The sequence below is a fragment of the Rothia sp. HMSC066G07 genome (assembly GCF_001814485.1).
Taxonomy (GTDB): Bacteria; Actinomycetota; Actinomycetes; order Actinomycetales; family Micrococcaceae; genus Rothia.
Genome location: NZ_KV816927.1, coordinates 278,826 through 299,965, shown reverse-complemented (window position 1 = coordinate 299,965; position 21,140 = coordinate 278,826). Strand labels below are relative to the sequence as shown.

The 21,140-nt window shown below is 58.2% G+C and carries 19 protein-coding genes; 1 reads left to right on the top strand and 18 read right to left on the bottom strand.

All coding sequences use genetic code 11. From position 1 onward, the window contains the following. Window positions 1–406: 406 nt before the first annotated feature. From tyrS to infC, 16 genes are all read right to left on the bottom strand, one after another. Window positions 407–1,711, bottom strand: coding sequence for a tyrosine--tRNA ligase (tyrS, locus tag HMPREF2971_RS06950; RefSeq protein WP_070692063.1), 1,305 nt, complete (start codon window positions 1,709–1,711; stop codon window positions 407–409). A 167-nt stretch (window positions 1,712–1,878) separates the two neighbouring features. After that, entirely contained in the window at window positions 1,879–4,173 is a 2,295-nt protein-coding gene (locus HMPREF2971_RS06945; RefSeq protein WP_141755862.1) for a HelD family protein, read from the bottom strand. Window positions 4,174–4,376: 203 nt separating this feature from the next. Beyond that, entirely contained in the window at window positions 4,377–4,952 is a 576-nt protein-coding gene (locus HMPREF2971_RS06940) for an adenine phosphoribosyltransferase (RefSeq protein WP_044150631.1), read from the bottom strand. A 134-nt stretch (window positions 4,953–5,086) separates the two neighbouring features. Beyond that, complete coding sequence (locus HMPREF2971_RS06935) at window positions 5,087–6,691, bottom strand: AMP-binding protein (protein ID WP_049356071.1); 1,605 nt, start codon at window positions 6,689–6,691, stop codon at window positions 5,087–5,089. Window positions 6,692–6,844: 153 nt separating this feature from the next. Then, window positions 6,845–7,330: an arginine repressor gene (locus HMPREF2971_RS06930; RefSeq protein ID WP_049345349.1), complete on the bottom strand. Its 486-nt coding sequence runs from the start codon at window positions 7,328–7,330 to the stop codon at window positions 6,845–6,847. A 395-nt stretch (window positions 7,331–7,725) separates the two neighbouring features. Continuing rightward, window positions 7,726–8,493, bottom strand: coding sequence for a hypothetical protein (locus HMPREF2971_RS06925; RefSeq protein ID WP_049345348.1), 768 nt, complete (start codon window positions 8,491–8,493; stop codon window positions 7,726–7,728). A gap of 192 nt (window positions 8,494–8,685) precedes the next feature. Further along, the gene (pheT, locus tag HMPREF2971_RS06920) at window positions 8,686–11,256 is read right to left on the bottom strand and encodes a phenylalanine--tRNA ligase subunit beta (protein ID WP_070692061.1); all 2,571 of its coding nucleotides are present in this window, start codon (window positions 11,254–11,256) and stop codon (window positions 8,686–8,688) included. A 3-nt stretch (window positions 11,257–11,259) separates the two neighbouring features. Continuing rightward, window positions 11,260–12,387 carry a phenylalanine--tRNA ligase subunit alpha gene (gene pheS, locus HMPREF2971_RS06915; protein ID WP_049332723.1) on the bottom strand — a complete coding sequence of 376 codons (1,128 nt, stop codon included), beginning with the start codon at window positions 12,385–12,387 and terminating at the stop codon, window positions 11,260–11,262. Window positions 12,388–12,704: 317 nt separating this feature from the next. Then, on the bottom strand, window positions 12,705–13,229 hold the full coding sequence (locus tag HMPREF2971_RS06910) for an ABC transporter ATPase (protein WP_246825074.1): 525 nt from the start codon (window positions 13,227–13,229) through the stop codon (window positions 12,705–12,707). Between the two features lie 277 nt (window positions 13,230–13,506). Further along, window positions 13,507–14,016: a (deoxy)nucleoside triphosphate pyrophosphohydrolase gene (locus tag HMPREF2971_RS06905; RefSeq protein ID WP_049332725.1), complete on the bottom strand. Its 510-nt coding sequence runs from the start codon at window positions 14,014–14,016 to the stop codon at window positions 13,507–13,509. A gap of 16 nt (window positions 14,017–14,032) precedes the next feature. Then, a complete protein-coding gene (locus HMPREF2971_RS06900) occupies window positions 14,033–14,848 on the bottom strand; it encodes a DUF421 domain-containing protein (protein WP_049332727.1) in 816 nt (271 codons plus the stop codon). 18 nt (window positions 14,849–14,866) lie between these two features. Continuing rightward, window positions 14,867–15,787, bottom strand: coding sequence for a cation diffusion facilitator family transporter (locus tag HMPREF2971_RS06895; protein ID WP_005507873.1), 921 nt, complete (start codon window positions 15,785–15,787; stop codon window positions 14,867–14,869). A 91-nt stretch (window positions 15,788–15,878) separates the two neighbouring features. Beyond that, complete coding sequence (locus HMPREF2971_RS06890) at window positions 15,879–16,880, bottom strand: TrmH family RNA methyltransferase (protein ID WP_070692073.1); 1,002 nt, start codon at window positions 16,878–16,880, stop codon at window positions 15,879–15,881. Window positions 16,881–16,997: 117 nt separating this feature from the next. Beyond that, the gene (rplT, locus tag HMPREF2971_RS06885; RefSeq protein WP_005507127.1) at window positions 16,998–17,378 is read right to left on the bottom strand and encodes a 50S ribosomal protein L20; all 381 of its coding nucleotides are present in this window, start codon (window positions 17,376–17,378) and stop codon (window positions 16,998–17,000) included. Window positions 17,379–17,492: 114 nt separating this feature from the next. Beyond that, a complete protein-coding gene (gene rpmI, locus HMPREF2971_RS06880; protein WP_004006287.1) occupies window positions 17,493–17,687 on the bottom strand; it encodes a 50S ribosomal protein L35 in 195 nt (64 codons plus the stop codon). A gap of 197 nt (window positions 17,688–17,884) precedes the next feature. Beyond that, window positions 17,885–18,586, bottom strand: a complete 702-nt coding sequence (infC, locus tag HMPREF2971_RS06875) for a translation initiation factor IF-3 (RefSeq protein ID WP_005507875.1) — start codon at window positions 18,584–18,586, stop codon at window positions 17,885–17,887. 293 nt (window positions 18,587–18,879) lie between these two features. On the opposite strand from infC, the gene HMPREF2971_RS06870 reads away from it, so the two are divergent. After that, window positions 18,880–19,302 carry a DUF1844 domain-containing protein gene (locus tag HMPREF2971_RS06870; protein WP_070594146.1) on the top strand — a complete coding sequence of 141 codons (423 nt, stop codon included), beginning with the start codon at window positions 18,880–18,882 and terminating at the stop codon, window positions 19,300–19,302. A 173-nt stretch (window positions 19,303–19,475) separates the two neighbouring features. On the opposite strand, the gene HMPREF2971_RS06865 is transcribed toward HMPREF2971_RS06870, so the two are convergent. Both HMPREF2971_RS06865 and HMPREF2971_RS06860 read right to left on the bottom strand, forming a co-directional pair. Beyond that, window positions 19,476–20,264, bottom strand: a complete 789-nt coding sequence (locus HMPREF2971_RS06865; protein ID WP_049350157.1) for a HisA/HisF-related TIM barrel protein — start codon at window positions 20,262–20,264, stop codon at window positions 19,476–19,478. Then, window positions 20,264–21,031: a type 1 glutamine amidotransferase family protein gene (locus HMPREF2971_RS06860; RefSeq protein ID WP_080977156.1), complete on the bottom strand. Its 768-nt coding sequence runs from the start codon at window positions 21,029–21,031 to the stop codon at window positions 20,264–20,266. The genes HMPREF2971_RS06865 and HMPREF2971_RS06860 overlap by 1 nt, the downstream gene beginning before the upstream one ends. Between the last annotated feature and the right edge of the window lie 109 nt (window positions 21,032–21,140).

Genomic DNA, 21,140 nt, shown 5'->3' with positions numbered 1-21,140 from the left:
AACCCGAAAATGGGTGAAGTGGGACACAAACAGGGCTTTGAAAGGGTCTCAAACACCCTCACAAACATCAAACAGCCTAGTCAGTGCGTTTTATGGGTGCTAAAAAATCTTTAAAAAACTTCCAAAAAACCTCAAAAATCTGCGAATTCCCCTCTCTGGAGCCCCAAAACATGGTCGAAAGGCGCCCAAAGCCCTCACCAACAAAGACAAACCAAGAAAACCCAGAGCCAGAGGGCAGCAGAACGATACAAGAAGAGCCCCTCCTGACGGAGGGGCCCTGTGCATATAGGGAATGTATATAGGGAACAGAAAAGGAGGGGCACTCCCCCACCGAACATTCAGTAATGAATACTTCAGTAGAGAAGAACCCCTCCCCCTCTATATGTATAGAGAAAGTCAGAAAAGACTAGACAAGCTCTACAGCGCCCTGGTTCTTCTTGCCACGGCGAACCATCGCAAAACGACCGTGCAGCAGATCATCCTTAGAAATAGCTGCGTCCTCGCCCTGAACCTTCACGCCGTTCACCGAAGCGCCGCCCTCCTTCAGAATGCGACGAGCCTCAGAGTTAGACTTCGCAAAGCCCAGCTCAGTCAGAACAGAAATCATGTCCAGGCGATCCTCGGACAACTTAGCCGAAGGAAGCTCAGCAACCACAGACTCCAAGGTAGCCTCATCCAGAGCAGCGAAATCGCCCTTACCAAACAAAGCCTCCGAAGCAGCAACAGCCTGATCAGTAGCCTCAGTACCGTGAACCAGCGAAGTCACCAGATACGCCAGAGTCTTCTGAGCCTCACGCTTAAACGGTTCCTTCTCAACCTTCTGCGCAAACTCAGCAATCTCAGCACGAGTCAAGAAAGTAAAGACCTTCAGGCGATCCACCACATCCGCATCCGCAGTGTTCAGCCAGAACTGGTAGAAAGCGTACGGCGAGCACATCTGCGGGTTCAGCCAAATAGCGTTACCCTCGCTCTTACCGAACTTAGTGCCATCAGAGTTAGTAATCAGCGGAGTACCAATAGCGTGAACGCTCTTACCCTCCACCTTACGAATCAGCTCAGTACCGCTCGTCAGGTTACCCCACTGATCAGAACCACCGGTCTGCAGAGTACAACCGAAACGACGGTTCAGCTCCAAGAAGTCCAAGCCCTGCAGAATCTGGTACGAGAACTCGGTGTACGAAATGCCCTCATCAGAGTTCAGGCGCTTCGCAACAATCTCCTTCTTCACCATGGTGCCCACGCGGAAATGCTTACCAACATCGCGCAGCAGCTGCAGAGCAGACATCTGACCGCTCCAGTCCAGGTTATTCACCATACGGGCTGCGTTCTCACCCTCGAAAGACAGGAAACGCTCAATCTGAGCACGCAGAGACTTAACCCACTCAGCAACAACCTCAGGAGAGTTCAGCACACGCTCAGAAGTCTGACGCGGATCACCAATCAAACCGGTGAAACCACCCACCAGACCCAGCGGCTTGTGACCGGCAAGCTGCAGACGACGCATCACCAACAGCTGCACCAAGTGACCCAGATGCAAAGAAGCCGCAGTCGGATCATAACCCGTATAGAAAGTCAGGCTCTCCTCGCTCAGCGCCTTCTCCAGAGCAGCCTCATCAGTGCTCACGTGCACCAGGCCGCGCCACTTCAGCTCCTGCCAAATATTCTCGAAGGTATCGTCATTATGCTGCGCGTTGAGGATCTCGGCAGACATGCTTCTCCCATTCACAAGGTAACAACGCCCGAAGGCGCTCGAACAAAATATGTAACAAGCCTAGCACCGCACCGGCACAAACGCTCAGAAAAACCCAAGCGAGCGCCCAAACCGGTGCAGCACCGGCTCAAAGAAATAACAGATAGAGGCTACACAAGCCACAAGGCTTACAGGCCCGCGGGCATCCGCGAACCCACCATGTGCAGGCGCTGAGTCGGACGAGTCATCGACACGTACAAATCACCCACAGCACCATCAGCATCATCAATCAGCTGCTGCGGCTCAACAATCACCACAACATCAAACTCAAGGCCCTTCGCCTCCCACGGAGTCAGAACCAGCACCTGATTCTCCAACGCAGTCTGCGCGGTACCCGTACGATCAGCATGAGCACGAGCCACAGCCTGAGCCGTCTGAACATACAGACTCGGCGGGCACACCACACCAATCAGAGCGCCACCCGAATGAGCGACCTCCTCGCTGACCACAGACACGGTCTGCTCCACGACAGACTCGGAGGCAACCTCATGAACCAGCGGAGCCCAACGACCCTCACGCACCGCACGAGGCGCAGACACCTCATAGCCAGCAGCCTGCGCAACCGACACCGCCGCCTCAGCAATCTGCGCCGGAGTACGGTAATTAATCGTCAGCTCCTCCAGAGTGAAGCGCTCACCCACAAACGGCTCCAACGCCTGCGACCACGAGGAAGCAGCCGCAGCAGAAGAAGCCTGAGCAATATCGCCCACAATCGTGAACGACTTCATCGGGCAACGACGCATCAGCAGACGCCACTGCATGGGCGAGAGCTCCTGAGCCTCATCCACCACAATATGGCCATACGCCCACGTACGATCAGCCGACGCCGCAGCCGCAGCAGTCATACGCTCGCCACGAACCTCATTCATCATCGCAATCTGCTCAGGAGTAATCACGCCATCAGCGCCAATATCCTCCAGCGACTGGTGAACATTCTCCAAAGCCTTCGCCGCATTCTCAAGGTTCGCGCGATGCTCCGCCGCAGCACGAGCCGCAGCAGCCACACCGGTCACCTTCGAAAAATCACCCAAAAGCTCAGCAGCCTCATCCAACAGAGGAACATCAGCCTCCGTGAAAGGGGCATCCGCCGGGCGAGCCAGCAACTCACGCTCCGCCTTCGACAACTCACGAGTAGCAGACTCCAGATAGTGCGGCTTCGAGAACAGCGAGCGCAACAGAGTCTCAGGCGACAGCGGCATCCACGCCAGGTTCAAGGCACGGCGCACATCCATCGAGGCACGCACGTCATCCTGCAGATACGGACGCTCCACCACGCGACCCGCCGCACGGTTCAGCTGATCATCCAGCTTCGCGGTCAGCTCCTTCAACAGAATCTTCACGAACGTCTCACGAGCCTCATTATGCGGCTTGCCGGTCGAACGAGCACGAGAACGAGCCGAACGAACCATCTCCGGAGTCAGCTCAACATCAGTACCCTCAACATTCAGACGCTGAACCTGAGCCGGCACCTTCTGACGATCCGCCACCGCACGCTTGATAACCTTCACCATGCGCAAATCGCCCTTCAACGCGGCAACCGCGCGGTCCTTCTCAGGCACAGCACGCAGACCCGGGTACAGGGTCGCCAACGAAGCCATCACCACGCCGGTCTCACCCAGCGAAGGAAGCACACGCTCGATATACCACATGAACGAATTCGACGGGCCCACCACCAGCACGCCAGCCTTCGACAGGCGCTCACGGTTCGTGTACAGCAGGTACGCCGCACGATGCAGCGCCACAGCAGTCTTACCGGTACCCGGACCACCCTGCACAACACGCACACCCGGCAGCTCCGAGCGGATAATCGCATCCTGCTCAGCCTGAATCGTCGCCACAATATCGCCCATGCGGCCGGTACGCTTCTTGTTCAACGCCGCCAGCAGAGCACCCTCACCGTGGAGGGTGTCCTCATCCTGCAGCATCTGAGTATCAAAGACCTCATCCTCAATATTTACGACAGTGCGGCCCTCAAGCATCAGGTGACGGCGGCGGCGCACACCCATCGAGTGGAAAGCAGTTGCCTGATAGAACGTACCCGCCTCCGGGGCACGCCAATCCATCAGCAGACGCTGCTGATTACTATCCGTAATACCGATACGACCGATATAGCGCACCGCATCAGCACCCTCACGGTCCATATCCAGGCGTCCAAAGGTCAGACGAGAATCCACAGCATTCAGCTGCGCCAAACGATCCTCATAGTGGGTAGCAAAAGAGTCACGCTCCGAACGGTTCTGATGACCGCCCACCGCCTGATTCTTACGCACAGCAGCCAGCTTCTCAGCCGTCTCCTCACGGAGCTCATCCAGACGGGCATATACGCGAGCAACATACTCACGCTCCGCAGCCATCTGCTCAGCAAACAGCTTCTCAGCCGCCGAAGAATCAGCAGACTGCTGGGGCAAAGATTCAGATGACACGTAAGCTCCTTAAACCTATGGTGTCTCAAAGACAGGGTGCGACAGGCACCCAAAAATACGGGTCACTATTTTACAGGACAGGCTCCGTAGCGCCGAAATATTACCCCCACAGAAAAGTGCCCCACCGGCTCAACCGGCGGGGCACCCCTCATCAATATCAGCTGCACACGCCCAAAGGACGGTACGCCTCAAACTCTATAAAACTACTTCGACGGCAGCGGGTACTCAGAGACCAAGCTCAGCGTCTCAAGACGGTAACCGTCCAGCGCCTCACGACCGCCCAGGCCCTCCAGCTCCAGAAGAGCACCAACGCCGGCAACCTTCAGGTTCGCGCGCTCCACCAACTTCGCGGCAGCCACCAGAGTACCGCCAGTCGCCAGCAGATCATCCAGCAGAAGAACACGGGTGCCCGGCGCGAAATCACTACAGTGAATCTCGATCGCGGCGCTACCGTACTCCAGCGCATACTCCTCACGGTACGTCTCACGCGGAAGCTTACCCGCCTTACGAACCGTCATAATGCCAGTGCCCGTAGCGTACGCGAGCGCAGAAGCCAGCAAGAAACCGCGAGCCTCAACACCAGCCACCACATCAAACTGACCATCAAAACGAGCAGCCAGCTCATCAATGCACGCCTTGAACACCTCAGCATCAGCGAAGAGAGTGGTCACATCGTAAAAGAGGATACCCTCATGCGGGTAATTCGGAATCGTAGCGCAAGCAGTCGGAATCAACTGCTCAATAGGGGTTCGCGAAGCCTCAGAAGCGGGAACGCTCATGCTCTCTCTTTCGTGAAGGGGATAGCCCCGGAAAAATTACCCGGGAACAATAACGCGGTAGAAGCCGCCTACAAAATTCTACCCTCTTCACCCGCGCTTGTCCTCAGATGAGCGACAAGAACCATCTGCCGGGATTAGCCTCTCTGAATCACAACCCGCAAGTCACGCTTAAGAATCTTGCCGGTCGGCCCCAGCGGCATGCTCTCCACCATCACGTAGCGGCGAGGATACTTATACGCCGCCAAACGAGTACGCGCCAACGCATTCAACTCCGCATGCAACACACCCTCATCAGCACCCGGACGCGGCATCACCACGGCGACAACCTCCTCGCCCACGCGCTCATCCGGCACACCCAATACCGCTACCGACTGCACATGCTCATGGGTATAGAGAACATCCTCAATCTCACGCGGATACACCGAATAGCCGTTACGCAGAACCATGTCTTTAATACGATCCACAATAAAAATATTGCCCTGCTCATCAACACGAGCAACATCGCCGGTCGCAAACCATTCGCCGTCAAAAACCTCAGCAGTAGCCGCCGGATTATTCCAGTAGCCAGCCATTACGTTCTCACCGCGCACCCACAGCTGACCGCTCACACCCGGCGCGCACTCGGAACCTTGCGGGCAACGGACCTGCACCTGCACACCCGGCAGCACACGACCCACCGAACCGAGCACCATGCCAAACTCCGCCTGATTAAACGAAACCACCGGCGACGTCTCACTCAAACCGTAGCCCTCATACACCGGGCACTCAATCAGCGTTTTCAACGCAGAATGCACCGGCGCAGGCAACGGCGAACCACCCGAAATGCCGAAACGGATGCGACCACGCAGCGAGCGCGCACGCTCAGGCTCAGCCTCCAGCGCCGCCGCTAACGACACATACATGCTCGGGACCGCAGCCAACACCGACACCCCAGCACTCTCAATCAGATTCAGCGCACCATCAGGGGTAAAACGCGGCAGCAAAGCCACCGTAGCCGACGCCGCAAACGCCGCGTTCATCGACACCGTCTGACCAAACGCGTGGAACAGCGGAAGGCCACCAAAAATGACGTCCTCAGCGGTAAAACCAAAAACGCTCACGCAGCTACGAGCATTCGAGAGGATATTCGCGTGGGTCAGCGTCGCACCCTTCGGTTTGCCCGTCGTACCCGAAGTGTACAGAATAATCGCCGGGTCGCTCGCCGCCACCGGGACAGGCTCCAGAACAGCATCCGACGAATCAGTAGCCGACAGCGCGCTATCGGCAGGCACGTCAAAAGGAGCCACCGGCGAGCCCTCTCCCCCGGTGAAAATCTCGCAACGAACCGAACCGTTCTTCACCAGCACCGTCGAGGATGCCTCCGACGCCAGACGAGTACCCGCAAACGCAAAAAGCACCTTCGCCCCGCTATCGCGCAGATGATACTCCAGCTCAGCACCCGACAACAGCGGATTCAACGGAACACAAATCGCACCCGCAGCCACAATGCCGTAATACAGTGCAGGCATCAACGCCACATTCGGCATAGACAACGCCACACGGTCACCACGCTCAACACCGAGCGCCGCCAAATGACGCTGAACCTGCGCGGCCGCAGACGCCAACTGCGCGTAGCTCACCACCCGCATATCAGCAGATTCAGAAGCCGGAATCGCCAAAGCTGTCTTAGCCCCCGAACCAGAAGCAGCCTCAGCCAAAAGGTAGGCAATATTGTTCGCTGAATCGTGTATTTCAGACATGATAGAAAACTCTCACCACAGAAAAATCGGTATATCTAGAAAAGGAGAAGACGAGCTAGAAGCCCGGCAAAGAACCCGAAGACAGCAGAAGGGCGTACCTTCAACCGCTCCCCCCGAAATATCAGAAGAACAGCGCAAGATACGCCCCAGCTACTACTGAGCAGCAGACCAATCCAAGAAGCTCTCGGCAAGCGCAGCCCCACCATTGGGGTCACGAGTAATCACTATTACCGTATCGTCACCGGCAATAGTGCCCATAATCGCTTCAAGACCGCCCTGATCAATAGACGACGCCAAGAACTGCGCAGCACCCGGAGGAGTACGCAGAACCGTAATATTTGCCGAACCCTCAGCGGTAATCAGCAGTTCCTTAAACAGGGAAATCATACGGGCATCAGGTGCAGTACCGCCGCCACGACGAGCAGGATAATTCGGCACAGCATAAATCAAGCCAGCGCCTTCATCACGGATGCGCTCAGCGCCAATTTCAACAAGATCACGGGAAAGGGTCGCCTGAGTAACCTTCATACCATCATCGGCCAGGTACTGCGCCAGTTCAGCCTGGGAGCGGACACGTCGGGTCTGCAGCAATTCAACGATGCGTGCCTGACGCGCGATCTTGGTCGAGGGGAAAGGCATAATATCTCTTCTTCCTACGGTGCCAATCACGAATTCAGAACGGAGCTGCCCAACGGTGGCGCAGCGCAACATTCTTTACTACCCAAGATAATACATATGCACATAAATATGCGCACCAAATATGGATTATTCCAAGATATGGGGGAATTTTCAGGGTTTATCTCACCAACTGTCACACAAAACGCCGCGAGTGTAGCGTGTATCTACACATTCGAGCGCATAACCTCGCAATGAATGCATAGCGTGCAAGAACATTCTGGGCTGGCGCGCCGAATCGAGCAAGCGACCTACCTCAGGCGAGCGCGCAAAAGGAGCCCGCCTCCAGCAACATCATGTGCGCCAGAAACAGGCTCCTTCAACAAAACTTCGAGGTGAATCCTCAGGACTCAGAACGCCTAGCGCTCATCCTCCACCAGACCATCCAGGTCCTCATACTCGACATCGCGCGAACGGCGGTTCAGCCACACAGCAAAACCCAGACCCAGCAGAAGCACCAGCACCGCACCAACAATACTTGCGATACCGGCAAAACGCTCGGCGTTCACGCTGTCCTCAGTCACAGGCTTCAACGTGCCCTTCTCGGCGGTGTAGACGACCTCAAGAGTGCCGCCCTTCTCCACCAACAGGCCGTCTACCTCACGCGGGAACTCCGAAGGAACGTCACCAGTCTGCGAACCACGGAACTCAATCGGAGCACCCGAAGTCACTTGATACTTATCCTTCAGGTTCGACACATACGTCTTACCGTTCAGCGCGTCATCAGCCGGCAAGTTGCCCTTATAACGAGCAACATTGCCCTTCGTAATCAGGTCAGGAGTCAAATCCTGGTAGGTGCCCTGAATGACCCAGCTCTTACCGGCATACTCGGCGTTATTATTCACCGACGCAAAAGCACGGACACCCGCAATAGCCAAAACAATGGAAAGAATAACCGCGACAGCAGCAGAAAGAACCGACAGCCAGTTTACGCCCGGGCGGTCATCCAGCTCTTCCTCACTCATCGCGAAAAGGGAGGAGTTCTCTTCCTCATCGTCGTAATCCTCGTACTCGTCGTACTCCTCATATTCAGAATCCTCGTACTCAGAATCCTCAAAGTAGGTTTCTTCGACCTCAGTAGACTGCGACAGCTCATCCTGTTCGCGCGAGTTCTCTCGATTAGCCATTACTCTCTCCCTCACTTCATCTATCTTCTAGGGTACCCATAACCACATGAGTTCACCACTGAAAGCGCTTATCAACGCTTCATAAACCAACCCAACAGGTAAACCCACCACGCAACGCCAAAAGCTACGGGGTGGGAGCCAACAACTCCCACCCCGTCAGCACTAGGCATTACGCCTTTGGGTTAGACCCGGTTAGACACGCGGTTCCGCACCCAGCTGCTCAACAGTCGCAGCCACAGCAGCCTCACGAGCAGCCGATGCCTCATCAGCAGTCAGCGTACGATCCGGCGCGCGGAAACGCAGAGCAAACGCCAAAGACTTCTTCGACTCATCAATACCGACACCGCGGTAATCATCAAAGACGCGGATGTCCTCCAGCAGCTCGCCAGCGCCCTCACGCAGAACACGCTCCACCTCAGAAGCAGGCAGATCGCGGTCCACCAGAAGCGCCACATCCTGGGTAGCAGCCGGGAAAGTCAGCACCGGAGTAGCCTGATGCGCCTCAACACGACCAGCAAACAGAGCCGAGAAATCCAGCTCAAACGCGCAAGTACGCTCCGGCAGGTTCAGCTCCTGCAGAAGCTTCGGGTGTAGCTCGCCAGCGAAACCAACGCGCTCACCGGCAGCGTTCAGAACCTCAGCCACACGGCCCGGGTGGAACGCAGTGTGCACACCATTACGCACCTGAATCTCAGCCGACACAGCAGCAGCCACCAGACGCACAGCGTCCAGAGCGTCACGCCAGTCGTAAGCGCGCGGAGCAGCACCCGGCATCGCCTCGTGCTCAGTACCTGCAAACAGACCAGCAATGAAAGTGGGCTGCTGCGGAATACCGGCATTCAGATCAGCCAGAACCTCATCCGAGGGGCGAGCTCCCAGCGGCGGAATAGACTCGGAGCCCAGCTGCTCACCCGGAATGAACACATGACCCGACTCAAAAATAGCCAGGTTCTTGAAACCACGAGACAGGTTACGCTTCAGAACCTCAACCAGACCCGGCAGCAGCGAGCGGCGCATCCAGCCCTCAGCCGAAGAAATCGGGTTCTCCAGGCGAATCGAAGGAACCTCAGTCACCGGGTTCTCGGGGGTGCTCGCCCACGGAGCCGACCACAGGTTATTCGCATCAGCCGACACGAAGGGGTACGCAAACACCTCAGTCAGACCGGAAGCAGCCAGCGCATTCAGCGCACGACGCTTACCCGCCTGCTCCGGAGTGTAACCGCGGCCCGCAGGAGCCACCGGCAGGGTCGAGGGGATGTTCGCATAACCGTCAATACGTGCAATTTCCTCGGTCAGGTCCTCCTTCGCGCGCAGGTCAGTACGCCACGACGGGACAGTCACCGCGTAACCAGACTCGGTACGCTCCACCGAGCAACCAATCTCACGCAGGCACGACTCAATCTGCTCCGGCGAGTAATCCACGCCGATACGACCAGCAGTGTAATCAGCAGGCAGGTCAATCACGACCGGCTCATAGCCGAGGGATACGTCAGTAACGCCCGGCTCAACCTGAGCACCAGCCAGCTCAACCAGCAGCTCAACCGCACGCTGAGCAGCCGCTGCCTGAATCAGCGGATCAACGCCACGCTCAAAACGCTTCGAGGACTCAGAAATCAGCTTGTGACGGCGAGCAGTACGAGCCACCGACACCTCATCAAAACGAGCAGCCTCAACCAGAATGCGGGTGGTCGAATCGGTCACCTCAGTGGAGGCGCCGCCCATCACACCGGCAAGACCAATCACACCGGAATCATCAGCAATGACAATATCCTCGGGGTGCAGAGTACGCTCAACGCCATCCAGGGTCACCAGCTTCTCACCAGCTGCGGCGCGACGCACCACAATCTCACCCTGAACCTTGTCAGCGTCGTAGAAGTGCAGCGGCTGACCGGTCTCCAGCATCACGTAGTTCGAAATATCCACCGGCAGCGACAGCGAGCGCACACCCGCCAGACGCAGACGCGAAGACATCCAGGTCGGAACCGGCGCATCCGCCTTCACGCCCGAAACCTCACGCATCACAAAACGAGTGCAGCCCGGGTTACCGTGAATCGGGGCGTCATCACGCAGAGCAACCGGGTGACCGGACTCGTTAGCCTCCGGGGCGCGCTCGCCGTACGCCAGCACAAAATCTTCGAAGGAAGAACCGGTAGCGTGGCACCACTCGCGAGCAATACCGCGCAGAGAGAACGCGTAACCGCGGTCCGGGGTCACGTTCACCTCGGCAGCCTGATCGTACAGGCCCAGCAGCTCCATCGCATCGGTGCCAAGCTCCGGGTCCAGGCCCAGGGTCGAAAGCACCAGGATGCCGCCGTGATCGTCGCCAATACCCAGCTCGCGGGTCGATGCAATCATGCCAGCCGACTTGTGGCCGTAGGTCTTACGGGCGGTAATCGCAAAACCGCCGGGCAGAACAGCGCCGGGCAGGGTCACAACAACCTTGTCGCCGGGCTTGAAGTTGTGGGCACCGCAGATGATGCCCTGAACACCGGAAGGCTCGATGCCCTTGCCGGTCAGGGTCTGCTCCTGACCCTCCGGAACCACGCGCACCTGGCACCAGTTCACGGTCTTGCCGTTGGAGTGGGTCTCGGGTTCCATCGAGAGAACCTGGCCCACCACAATCGGGCCCGACATCTCGTCGGTGGGGCGGTGAACGTCTTCTTCTTCCAGACCAACCTTCACCAGGGTTGCCATCAAATCTTCAGCCGAAGCGTCCTCGGCGACCGGCACGAACTCGCGCAGCCATGACAGGGGAATACGCATAATTTAAATCTCCATCCCGAACTGCTCAGAGAAACGGATGTCGCCCTCGACCATGTCGTGCATGTCGGCGACGTTGTTACGGAACATGAGGGTACGCTCAATACCCATACCGAACGCGAAGCCCGAGTACTCCTCGGGATCGATGCCGGCGGCACGCAGCACGTTCGGGTTCACCATGCCGCAGCCACCCCACTCGATCCACTGGGGGCCGCCCTTGGCGTTGGGGTGCCACAGGTCCAGCTCGGCGGAGGGCTCGGTGAAGGGGAAGAAGTTCGGGCGCAGGCGAATCTTAGCCTCTTCGCCGAACATGGCGCGGGCCATGTACTCCAGGGTGCCCTTCAGATCGGCCATGGTCAGGCCCTTATCCACGGCCAGGCCCTCAATCTGGTGGAAGACCGGGGTGTGGGTCGCGTCCAGCTCATCGGTGCGGTACACCTGGCCGGGGCACACAATGTACAGGGGCAGCTCACGCGAGAGCATCGAGCGCATCTGCACCGGGGAGGTGTGGGTGCGCAGCAGCAGGTGAGCGTTCTTCGGCTCAACGTAGAAGGTGTCCTGCATTTCGCGTGCCGGGTGGTCCGGCTTAATGTTCAGGGCGTCGAAGTTGTACCACTCGGACTCCAGCTCGGGGCCGTCGGCAACCTCCCAGCCCATGCCGACGAAGATGTCGGTCAGACGCTCCTGCATCAGGGCGATGGGGTGGCGACCGCCCAGGGAGCGGCGAGCGGATGCGGCCGACATGTCCACGGCCTCCTCGGCCAGGATGCGGGCCTCACGCTCGGTCTCCAGCTCCTTAGTGCGAGCCTCAATAACCTCGGTCAGTGCGGCACGGGCCTGGCCCAGCAGCTTGCCCACGGGGCCCTTGTGCTGGTTCTGAAGGTCGCGCATCTGGCGGTTGGCGATGCTCATGATGCCCTTCTCACCGAAGAAGCTCAGGCGCACCTCCTTGAGGCTGTCAAAGTCTTTTGCCTTCTCGCGAATCTCCCGCTGGGCGCGCTCTCGCTCGGCCTCAAATGCCTCACGAACGGCGTCCAGACCCTTTTCGGGGTTGTTCTCCAGGACCTGCGCGATGTTGGCGAGGACCTGAGCCGGGCCCTTCGGGCCCTCGTGTTCCTGCACGGAATCGGTCATTGTCACTCTTCTCTGCGTACCACCGGCACGTTGGGGCCGGTCGGCTGGTTTGTCACTATGGGGCGGCACCGCGGGGACCGCGAGAGCTCACCAATTGCCCCGGGCACGGCGGGCGCCGAGCGTGTGAGGGGCGGAGCATCCCGGCAGGGTCTGCGGGCGCATATCCTACCCATTTTAGACCAGAGAACCACGCGAAAGCATCAGAGCGCCCGGATAGTCCATCCGGGCGCTCTGATGCTTTGATTAGGTGTGGAGTCGTCAGGTGCGCGCGCCCCGCGGCGGCATATTTGCCGAACGGGTCCCCGCGGGGGCGAGGGTTAGGCCAGCGCTTCCTTGACCTCGGGGTCGAAGGAGGAGCGAATCCACAGCACGTTGGCGATAAACCACGCGGCGTACAGCGGCACGAAGCCGTAGCGCTGAGCGTCAATCACGTTGCCAATCAGCGAGAGGACCGCGACGAAGGCGCCGAGAATCGCGAAGATGAGGCCGACGGTCAGGCCCTGGCGCTTACCCTTCTGAATCGTGAAGTACACCCACGAGTACACGATGGCCGAGCCGATGAGCAATCCCAGGCCGCCCGCAACGCCAAACTCCGGCAGGCCCTTCAGCGGGGACAGGTTATCCGGTGCGAACGAAGAAATGATGCCGTGGACAAAGCAGAGCAACGCGGAGACAATCATAATCTCCTGCAGGCGCAGAATCTTAGGGTGCTTGGTCGGCGAGTGGAACAGGATTCCACCCGGCTTGGAGCCACCTTCCTGAATGTAGATGGCCTGGGTGTCTGAAGGTACCGCGTCGGAGCGGTACGCATTCGGGTCGTACGGAGGTTGAGCAGTCATCATTGTCTCCCAATTTGTATGTGATTTCTCCCTCAATACTACCCGGTCGGTAAGAAGTTTCCAAAGAAAATGCTCGTGTCGAACTCATATATGACGATGTGCCGGTGAACCTCCCATCGGGGCGTTCACCGGCACATCGGGCGGTATTGGAGCATCGGGCAGATGCCCAGCTACATCGAGCGCGCCTAGTTAAAGAGGCCCGAGCAGATGTAGTCGTTCTCATCCTTCACCCCGGGCGGCACCGCGAAGAGAGCGTTACCGGCACGCGAGGTGCGCGCCCTTAGCTTTCGTCGCCCGACCCAGACCGACCCGCCCCAGACCGACCGAGCTGACGCAGGAGTGCCTCCACGATTGGGAAGTCCGCGGGAATCCACGGCAGCGCCAGAATCTCGGCGGCTTCCGTGGCCTCGAGGATTCCCTCCCCCGCCGGGGGAAGCGGCATCCACCGCAGAGCGCTGTGATCTTCCAAAGTATCCGGAGTACCCGAAAGAATTTCCGCGAAGAACACGCGCATCGCCAGACGCTCGCTCAGACGCCAGCCCTGCGGGTACGCGCCGGGCACCTCAGCACCCAAACGCGCCTGCACCCCCAGCTCCTCCTTCAGCTCACGCACCAGCGCCTGCTCGCAGCTCTCCCCCGGCTCGACCTTACCGCCCGGGAACTCCCACATCCCGGCAACAGTCTGCGGCTCAGAACGCTGAGCCACCAGCATACGGGTCGGAGCCACCAAAGAATCAACCACGGCGGCGCCAACCACCTGAACCTCAAACGAGGGCGACACTTCACTCATCTTTCTCTACCTTCTTCTACGCTTTAGATTCCTTCGTCGGATGCGCATCTTCAGCAGCGTGCTCCGCTACTTCCTGCTCTGCATCCTCGGTATCCTCATGCTCAGGAGCTTCCTCCACGCCTTCCTGCCACTCTTCTTCCTCATCATTCATATTCGAGGCCTCTGCTACCTCACGGCGAATATTAGTGCCGTCATTCAGCAGAATCAGAAGGCGGTTACCGTTCTTGAACTCCATGAGGAAGACATCCTCAAGTTCGACCTCAGCGGCACGCAACTGTAGGTACACCCAATCCTCGGTCTTGTGCGCATCCGCGATATCGCGAGTGACCAAGGTACCCTTCACAATCAGAGCAAAGTTCGGCACACCGTCACCCTTACGGATCACGCTCAGCGCACCGTTCGGTTCAATCTGAGCGAACTCAATGTCTTCCAGGTCGTAAATACCCTGCGCACGAAGGTCAGCAATCAGGCGCATCGGATCAAGAACCACATCTGCCTGCTGGAAGCTCTTAATATCGATATCACCATCCGTAATGACCGGCACGCGCTGCTCACGCACCGCCATATGCAGAAAACGAATCTTCGTGGTCGCCACATTCAGCAGCTGAATCATGCACAGCGTAAACACCATGTAGATGACAAAGTAGAACAGGCTAATCTGCTCGCTGTACAACACGCCACCGAACACACCACCGATGACAAAGTTACCGATGGTATCAATCGGGGTCTGGTGCCCCGCCTGAGAACGGTGAGTCAGACGCAGGTACACCAAAAGAATGATCAGGCCAACGAAAATCTTTAGCAAACGATAAACGATCATCTCAACGGTCATAACAAAAATCTCCTAGAACTAAGCCCGGAAAATATCCGGCTCCAAATAAATGATGCGTGCCGCAGGAACAGCCTCACGAATACGCACCTCAGCCGCGTCAATCTCATCAGCTACCGCACGACCAGTATCAGCATCATGAATACGAATCTTTGCCGCCACCAGAATCTCCTCGGGACCCAGGTGCACGGTCTTAATGTGGATAATGCGCTCGCTATCGCCATCCTCAATCGCCGCGCGAATCTTCGCCAAATCCTCCGGAGAAGCAGCCTCACCCAAAATCAGGGACTTCATCTCCACCGCAAGGAACACAGCAATAAAGACCAGCAGCACACCAATAGCCAGGGTACCGAACGCATCCCACAGACCATTACCGGTCAACAGAGTCAGACCCACACCAAAGAGCGCAAAAATCAGACCCAGCAGCGCACCCGCATCCTCCAGCAGAAGCACCGGAAGCTCCGGGTTCTTCGAAGTACGCAAGAAACGCATCCAGCTCTGCTTGCCCTTCAGATCACGCGACTCCTTCACCGCCACGCGGAACGAATTACCCTCCAGCAGAATCGAACCCACCAGAACAGCCACCGGAACCCACTGCCACTCAGTAATACCGTGCGGGTCATGCAGCTTCTCATAACCCTCATACAGAGCGAACAAGCCACCCAGGGCAAAGATAATAATCGAAACAATAAACGCGTAAATATAGCGGTTACGGCCATAACCAAACGGGTGCTCCTCATCAGCCTGCTTCTGCGAAGCGCGACCGCCCAGAAGAAGCAAAAGCTGATTACCCGAGTCAGCCACCGAGTGAATAGCCTCCGCCAACATCGACGAAGAACGAGTCAGCGCAAAAGCCAAAAACTTCAGCACCGCAATACCCAGATTCGCACCCAGCGCGGCAATAATCGCGCCCGAACCCGAATGACCAGAAGGAGCAGACATAATTTCCCTTTCTCAGCCCTAAACTAAAACTCTAAAACCTATGAGGCTAAGGCGGCCCACCGCTGTACCACAGCCGTGAACCGCCCAAAGCCTAGCGAGAAACGCCGCGCTGAGCCATCGCCGAAGCATACAGGCACACAGCAGCAGCCGTACCCACATTCAAAGACTCAGCCGAACCATAGACAGGAACAGCCACGCGCATAGTGGCGGCCGCCTTCTCTTCAGCGTTCAAGCCCTGCGCTTCATTCCCGAAAAGCCACATTGTCGGCTTCGAAAGATCAAAATTACCCTTCACACCGGACGGGGCGCTCGCCTCCACACCGGCACGACGAGCCGCAGTGTACTCGCTCAGCTCCTGCAGATTCACCGCACCATAGCCGTCAGCAGCCAACACAGCAGTACCCTGAGACTTCACATCCTCCGCGAAATCCTCCAGCTGCACGCCCTGAATAATCGGCACATGGAACAGCGAACCGGCGGTAGAACGCACCGTTTTCGGGTTATACAAATCCACCGAACCCTTAGTCGTAATCACCAGGTCGGCGCCAGCCGCATCAGCCACGCGAAGAATAGTGCCCGCATTACCCGGATCCTGCACACGAGACAGCACAGCAATCAGCTTCGGGTTCAACGCACCCTCACCCCACAGCAGCGCGAACGACGCATCCACCATAAAGGAAACCGCAATAATACCCTGCGGGCTCACCGAATCAGCCATCGCCTCCAGCACCTCATCGGTCACCACACGCATAAAGACGCGGCGGCCCTCCTCCGGGGTGGGGGTGCCGTACACCTGCTCCAGCAGCTCTGCAATATCCTCATGACGGTCAAAAGCCGCCTCCGTGACATACACAGCGTCCAGGATGGGGCTCTTCAGGTGCGCCTTCAACGCCTCACGCACAGCCTGCGGGCCTTCCACCAAGAACTGGCCCTTCTTCGTGCGGGCAGCGCGGGTACGCAGCTTCGCAATATCGCGCACACGATCTGCCTGCGGATTGGACATCACAACGGGGGTACTAATACGTTCAAAAAAGTTCACTCTTAAAGGGTACAGGCAAAGGCACACCCCAAAACGCAGAACAGCCACACGCACAACCTCGGATACGCAGAAAGCGGCCGCCCACACTCAAAAGTGCAGACGGCCGCTCATGACGCTTAAGTATCCTACCCCGAACCTAGATCTTCGAGGTAAGAACACAACCTAGGCTAATTAAGCCTTGGGAGCCGAGGTGTCCTCGGGCAGGTTGTTCTTAGCAATCTCAACCAGTGCGTTGAAGGCAGCGGGCTCGTTAACAGCCAGCTCAGCCAGCATACGGCGGTCAACCTCAACACCAGCAGCCTTCAGGCCCTGGATGAAGCGGTTGTAGGTCAGGCCCTGTGCGCGGGAAGCAGCGTTGATACGCTGAATCCACAGGCGACGGAAGTCACCCTTCTTCTTACGACGGTGGTCGTAGCTGTAAACCAGCGAGTGAGTGACCTGCTCCTTAGCCTTACGGTACAGGCGAGAACGCTGACCGCGGTAGCCGGATGCACGATCGAGAATAGTACGGCGCTTCTTGTGCGCGTTAACCGCGCGCTTCACACGTGCCACGTGTGTCTCCTTCGTCTTATGTCCTGAACAGCTCACATATCACGCTGAACAGGAGCGAGTCTTTAATCAGTGCGCACCACTATCGGTGCGCCAGGTGCAGAGAGTAAGCGTTGCTTACTTACCCAGCATCTTCTTGACAACCTTTGCCTGGCCGCCGGTAACGATCTGGTCAGAAGCCAGACGACGGGTCAGACGAGAGGACTTGTGCTCCAGGTAGTGGCGACGGTTCGCCTGCTGGCGCTTAACCTTGCCGCTACCGGTGAGCTTGAAGCGCTTCTTAGCACCAGAGTGGGTCTTCTGCTTCGGCATAGCTGCCGTTCTCCTTACATTCATCCCCCGCCACAACGGCGGGGTAGCTTAGTGGGGTTGAGCGATACACGCATCAGCCCCAAGGACCAAAGGTGAGGCACCCCCAACGAGGTGCCTCGGAACCGGCACCGGGTGAACCCGCAACACCCACCCAACGGTGGAGGCGCGTGCCCATCCTAAAGTGACGACCCGGTTCCCTACTCGGCGGAAGCCTGTGCCTTCAACTCGGCAGGCATAGCGTCTGCCAGAGAATTAGTTACGGGCTTCGCCTTGGTCGTGTCAATACGCTCGCGACCCTTGCGACCGCCGGCGCCCTGCTCACGGCGAGCCTCTGCCTTACCGCGAAGCGGAGCCAGAACCATCACCATGTTGCGGCCATCCTGACGGGGGCGAGACTCAACGGTGCTCACCTCAGCCAGCTCAGCCGCCAGACGCTCCAGCAGACGCACACCCATCTCGGGGCGCTGCTGCTCACGACCACGGAACTGAATCATTGCCTTGACCTTGTCACCACCGGAAAGGAAACGACGAGCGTGTCCAACCTTGGTTTCGTAGTCGTGGGTATCAATCTTCAGGCGGAAACGGATCTCCTTCAGAACGGCATTAGCCTGCTTCTTGCGGGATTCACGAGCCTTGATTGCGGCTTCGTACTTGTACTTACCGTAATCCATGAGCTTGCACACGGGCGGCTTCGCGTTCGGGGCAACCTCGACCAGGTCGAGTTCGGCGTCCTCAGCCAGACGCAGAGCGTCCTTCAGAGGGACAACGCCTACCTGCTCGCCACCGGGACCGACAAGACGGACCTCGGGAACGCGGATACGATCGTTAATGCGTGGTTCGCTAATGACTAGCTCCTGTGCTCTGTGGGTTTCCCCGTGAATACTATCCGTTGCGGGCACTAAAAAAGCCCCCGCAGTTACACAAGCGGAGGCACAAACCAGCGTACGCCGAAAGTAGCGTACGAACCCGTTCACCTCAAAACTCGCAAACTAACGCCTGCGGCGGTCAACCGGGTGGGAGGCATGCTCCACTTGCAAACTGCCTACAACCATACCGCAGAATCCCCGATAGACGCAAGGAAATAGACGCAAAACACCATAAAAATTGCGGGGACTCCCCCAGAAAGTCCACAGAAGCGCCCACTCTTAAGGACGCATTTACCGAAACAAACGAAATATGAGATTCTAGGACTATGAGCACTGAAAACACGAGTTTCCGCTTCACCGCGGAAGAAGAAACCCCCGTACACGGCCACACCGAACTCACCGAAGAGCAGGTCGAAGCCGTCAACGAACAGCTGCGCGACATCGCAGACGTACCCGCCATCGAAATCATCAGCTCCGCAGCCATCCACATGATGAGCGCCGCAGCCGTCAAGTGCGGCCTCGCAGCCGAAGAAAACGCCGACGACCTCAAGGACCTCGACGAAGCACGCAAGCTCATCACCGCACTGGCAGGCCTCGTCACCGCCGCAGCACCCGAAATCGGCTCCCAGCACGCAGCACCCCTGCGCGACGGCCTGCGCACCCTGCAGCTCGCATTCCGCGAAGCATCCCCCTTCCCGGACGAACCCGGCAAGGGCCCCGGCGAAAAGCTCACCGGCCCGGTGTACTAAACCAACTGGTGTACTAAGCCAGGACGTGCGCTAAACCAGCAGGCCTACTAAGCCATATCTGGTGTATGCCATCACGAAGCCCCGCATCCCTCGTATTGAGGAAGACGGGGCTTCGTCATATATAAAACCTATGCGGATAAGAAATCTACGCGGGCTAAAGCAGAGCGGTAGCTTTAGCGGGAGCCAGCGACCTCAAGAGCCTGTTCAAAACTAAAGTTACCCACATACAGCGCCTTGCCAAGCACCACGCCCTCCAAACCATAAGGCACCATAGAACGCAGCTTCACAAGATCAGCCAGCGACGCCACACCACCGGACGCCACCACCCGACAGGCAGTCTGAGCCAGCACCTCATCCAGCAGCTCCGCACCCGGGCCCGCCAGAGAACCGTCCTTACTCACATCCGTGACGATATAGCGGCGCACACCCGCGCTCTCCAGCCACGCCAGCGCCTCCGCCAAATCAGGCCCCGACCAATCGGTACCGCGAGCCACCGTCACCCAGCCCCGCTCGGGGTTATAACGGGCATCGAGGCCAAGAGCCAGAAGATCAGAATCGGCATAATGAGCCAGAACACCTTCAAGCCAGGAAGAATCCGCCAGAGCCGCACTAGTCACGTTCACGCGGTCCGGATTCAGGCTCAGGGCGCGCTCCAGACTCTCAGCATTACGCACACCGCCACTGACCTGAACACGAACCGGAGCGGAGCCGGTCATCCAGGCATTCTCGGCGCGGACAGCGGCAACCACCTCAGCCAGAACCTCAGTATTCGTGCCACGACCAAACGCCAAATCAAGGTCAACCAGGTGAATCCAGCGAGCACCAGCCTTCACCCAGGTCAGAGCCGCCTCAACGGGGTCGAGGCGCTGCTCACCACCGGACAGGGTGCCACCCACCGGGCGCACCGCGTAGCCTTCAGAAATATCAACGGCGGGCAGAAGTTCAAGAACGGGTGCAGACATTAGTTACCTCCCGCAGCAGTAGCGGAGTCACCAGAAGACAGGCGACCGGTCGCCGCCAGGGATGCAACCCAGCGGCGCATAAACTCCGCACCCAGCTCACCAGATCCCACCGGGCAGAACTGCACCGCCGTCAGCGGACCGTTCTCAACCGCCGCGATATAGGCGGGCTCGGTGACAGTCCACGTCACCGCCGGAGGGGCAATATATTCAATGCTCTGATCAAAAGCCCACTCAAAAACGCCGTGCTCAGACTTGAAGTGAGCCTCACCCTCAAGATCCTTGAGCAACGTACTATCGGAGGAAGAACGCAGGGCAGAAGCACCGGGCGCCAGGTCTCGGGCAGAAAGCTCCACGCTCTCACCGGGCCACTCCCCCATGCACTGCACCTGAACCTGCCCCATCTGCGGATGCTCCACCGTCACCGAGTCGAAGAGGCAGCTCAACGCCGCACCGGCAACCAGCACCGGACGACCGCCAGCAACACGGCGACCAATCACGCGCTCAGCGTCCTTAGCTTTCAGGTCTTCGTACGCCTCGAGAGAGCTCACACCGCCGGTCACCACCATGCCGTCAGCTTCACGCAACTGGTCGGGCACAGCGGTCACGATAACGTCCGCCCCCGCATCCTGAAGAAGCTTCACCAGAGGACCACGAGTTCCGGGTTCCCCCAAAACGGCAACCACGGGACGAGCGGGCTGAGTGGTCTGTACAGATTCAGTTTCGACGGGTGTGGTTGCAGCGGGTGTGGGTTCAGCGGGAACAGGCATCGGTGCGCTCCTATTTCATAGGCTCAAGAATTCGACTCAAGCGCTCAGCTTGAGAGATAGCGGGTTCGGAGTCAAGACATCAACCTCATGCAGAAGCCAACCACGTACG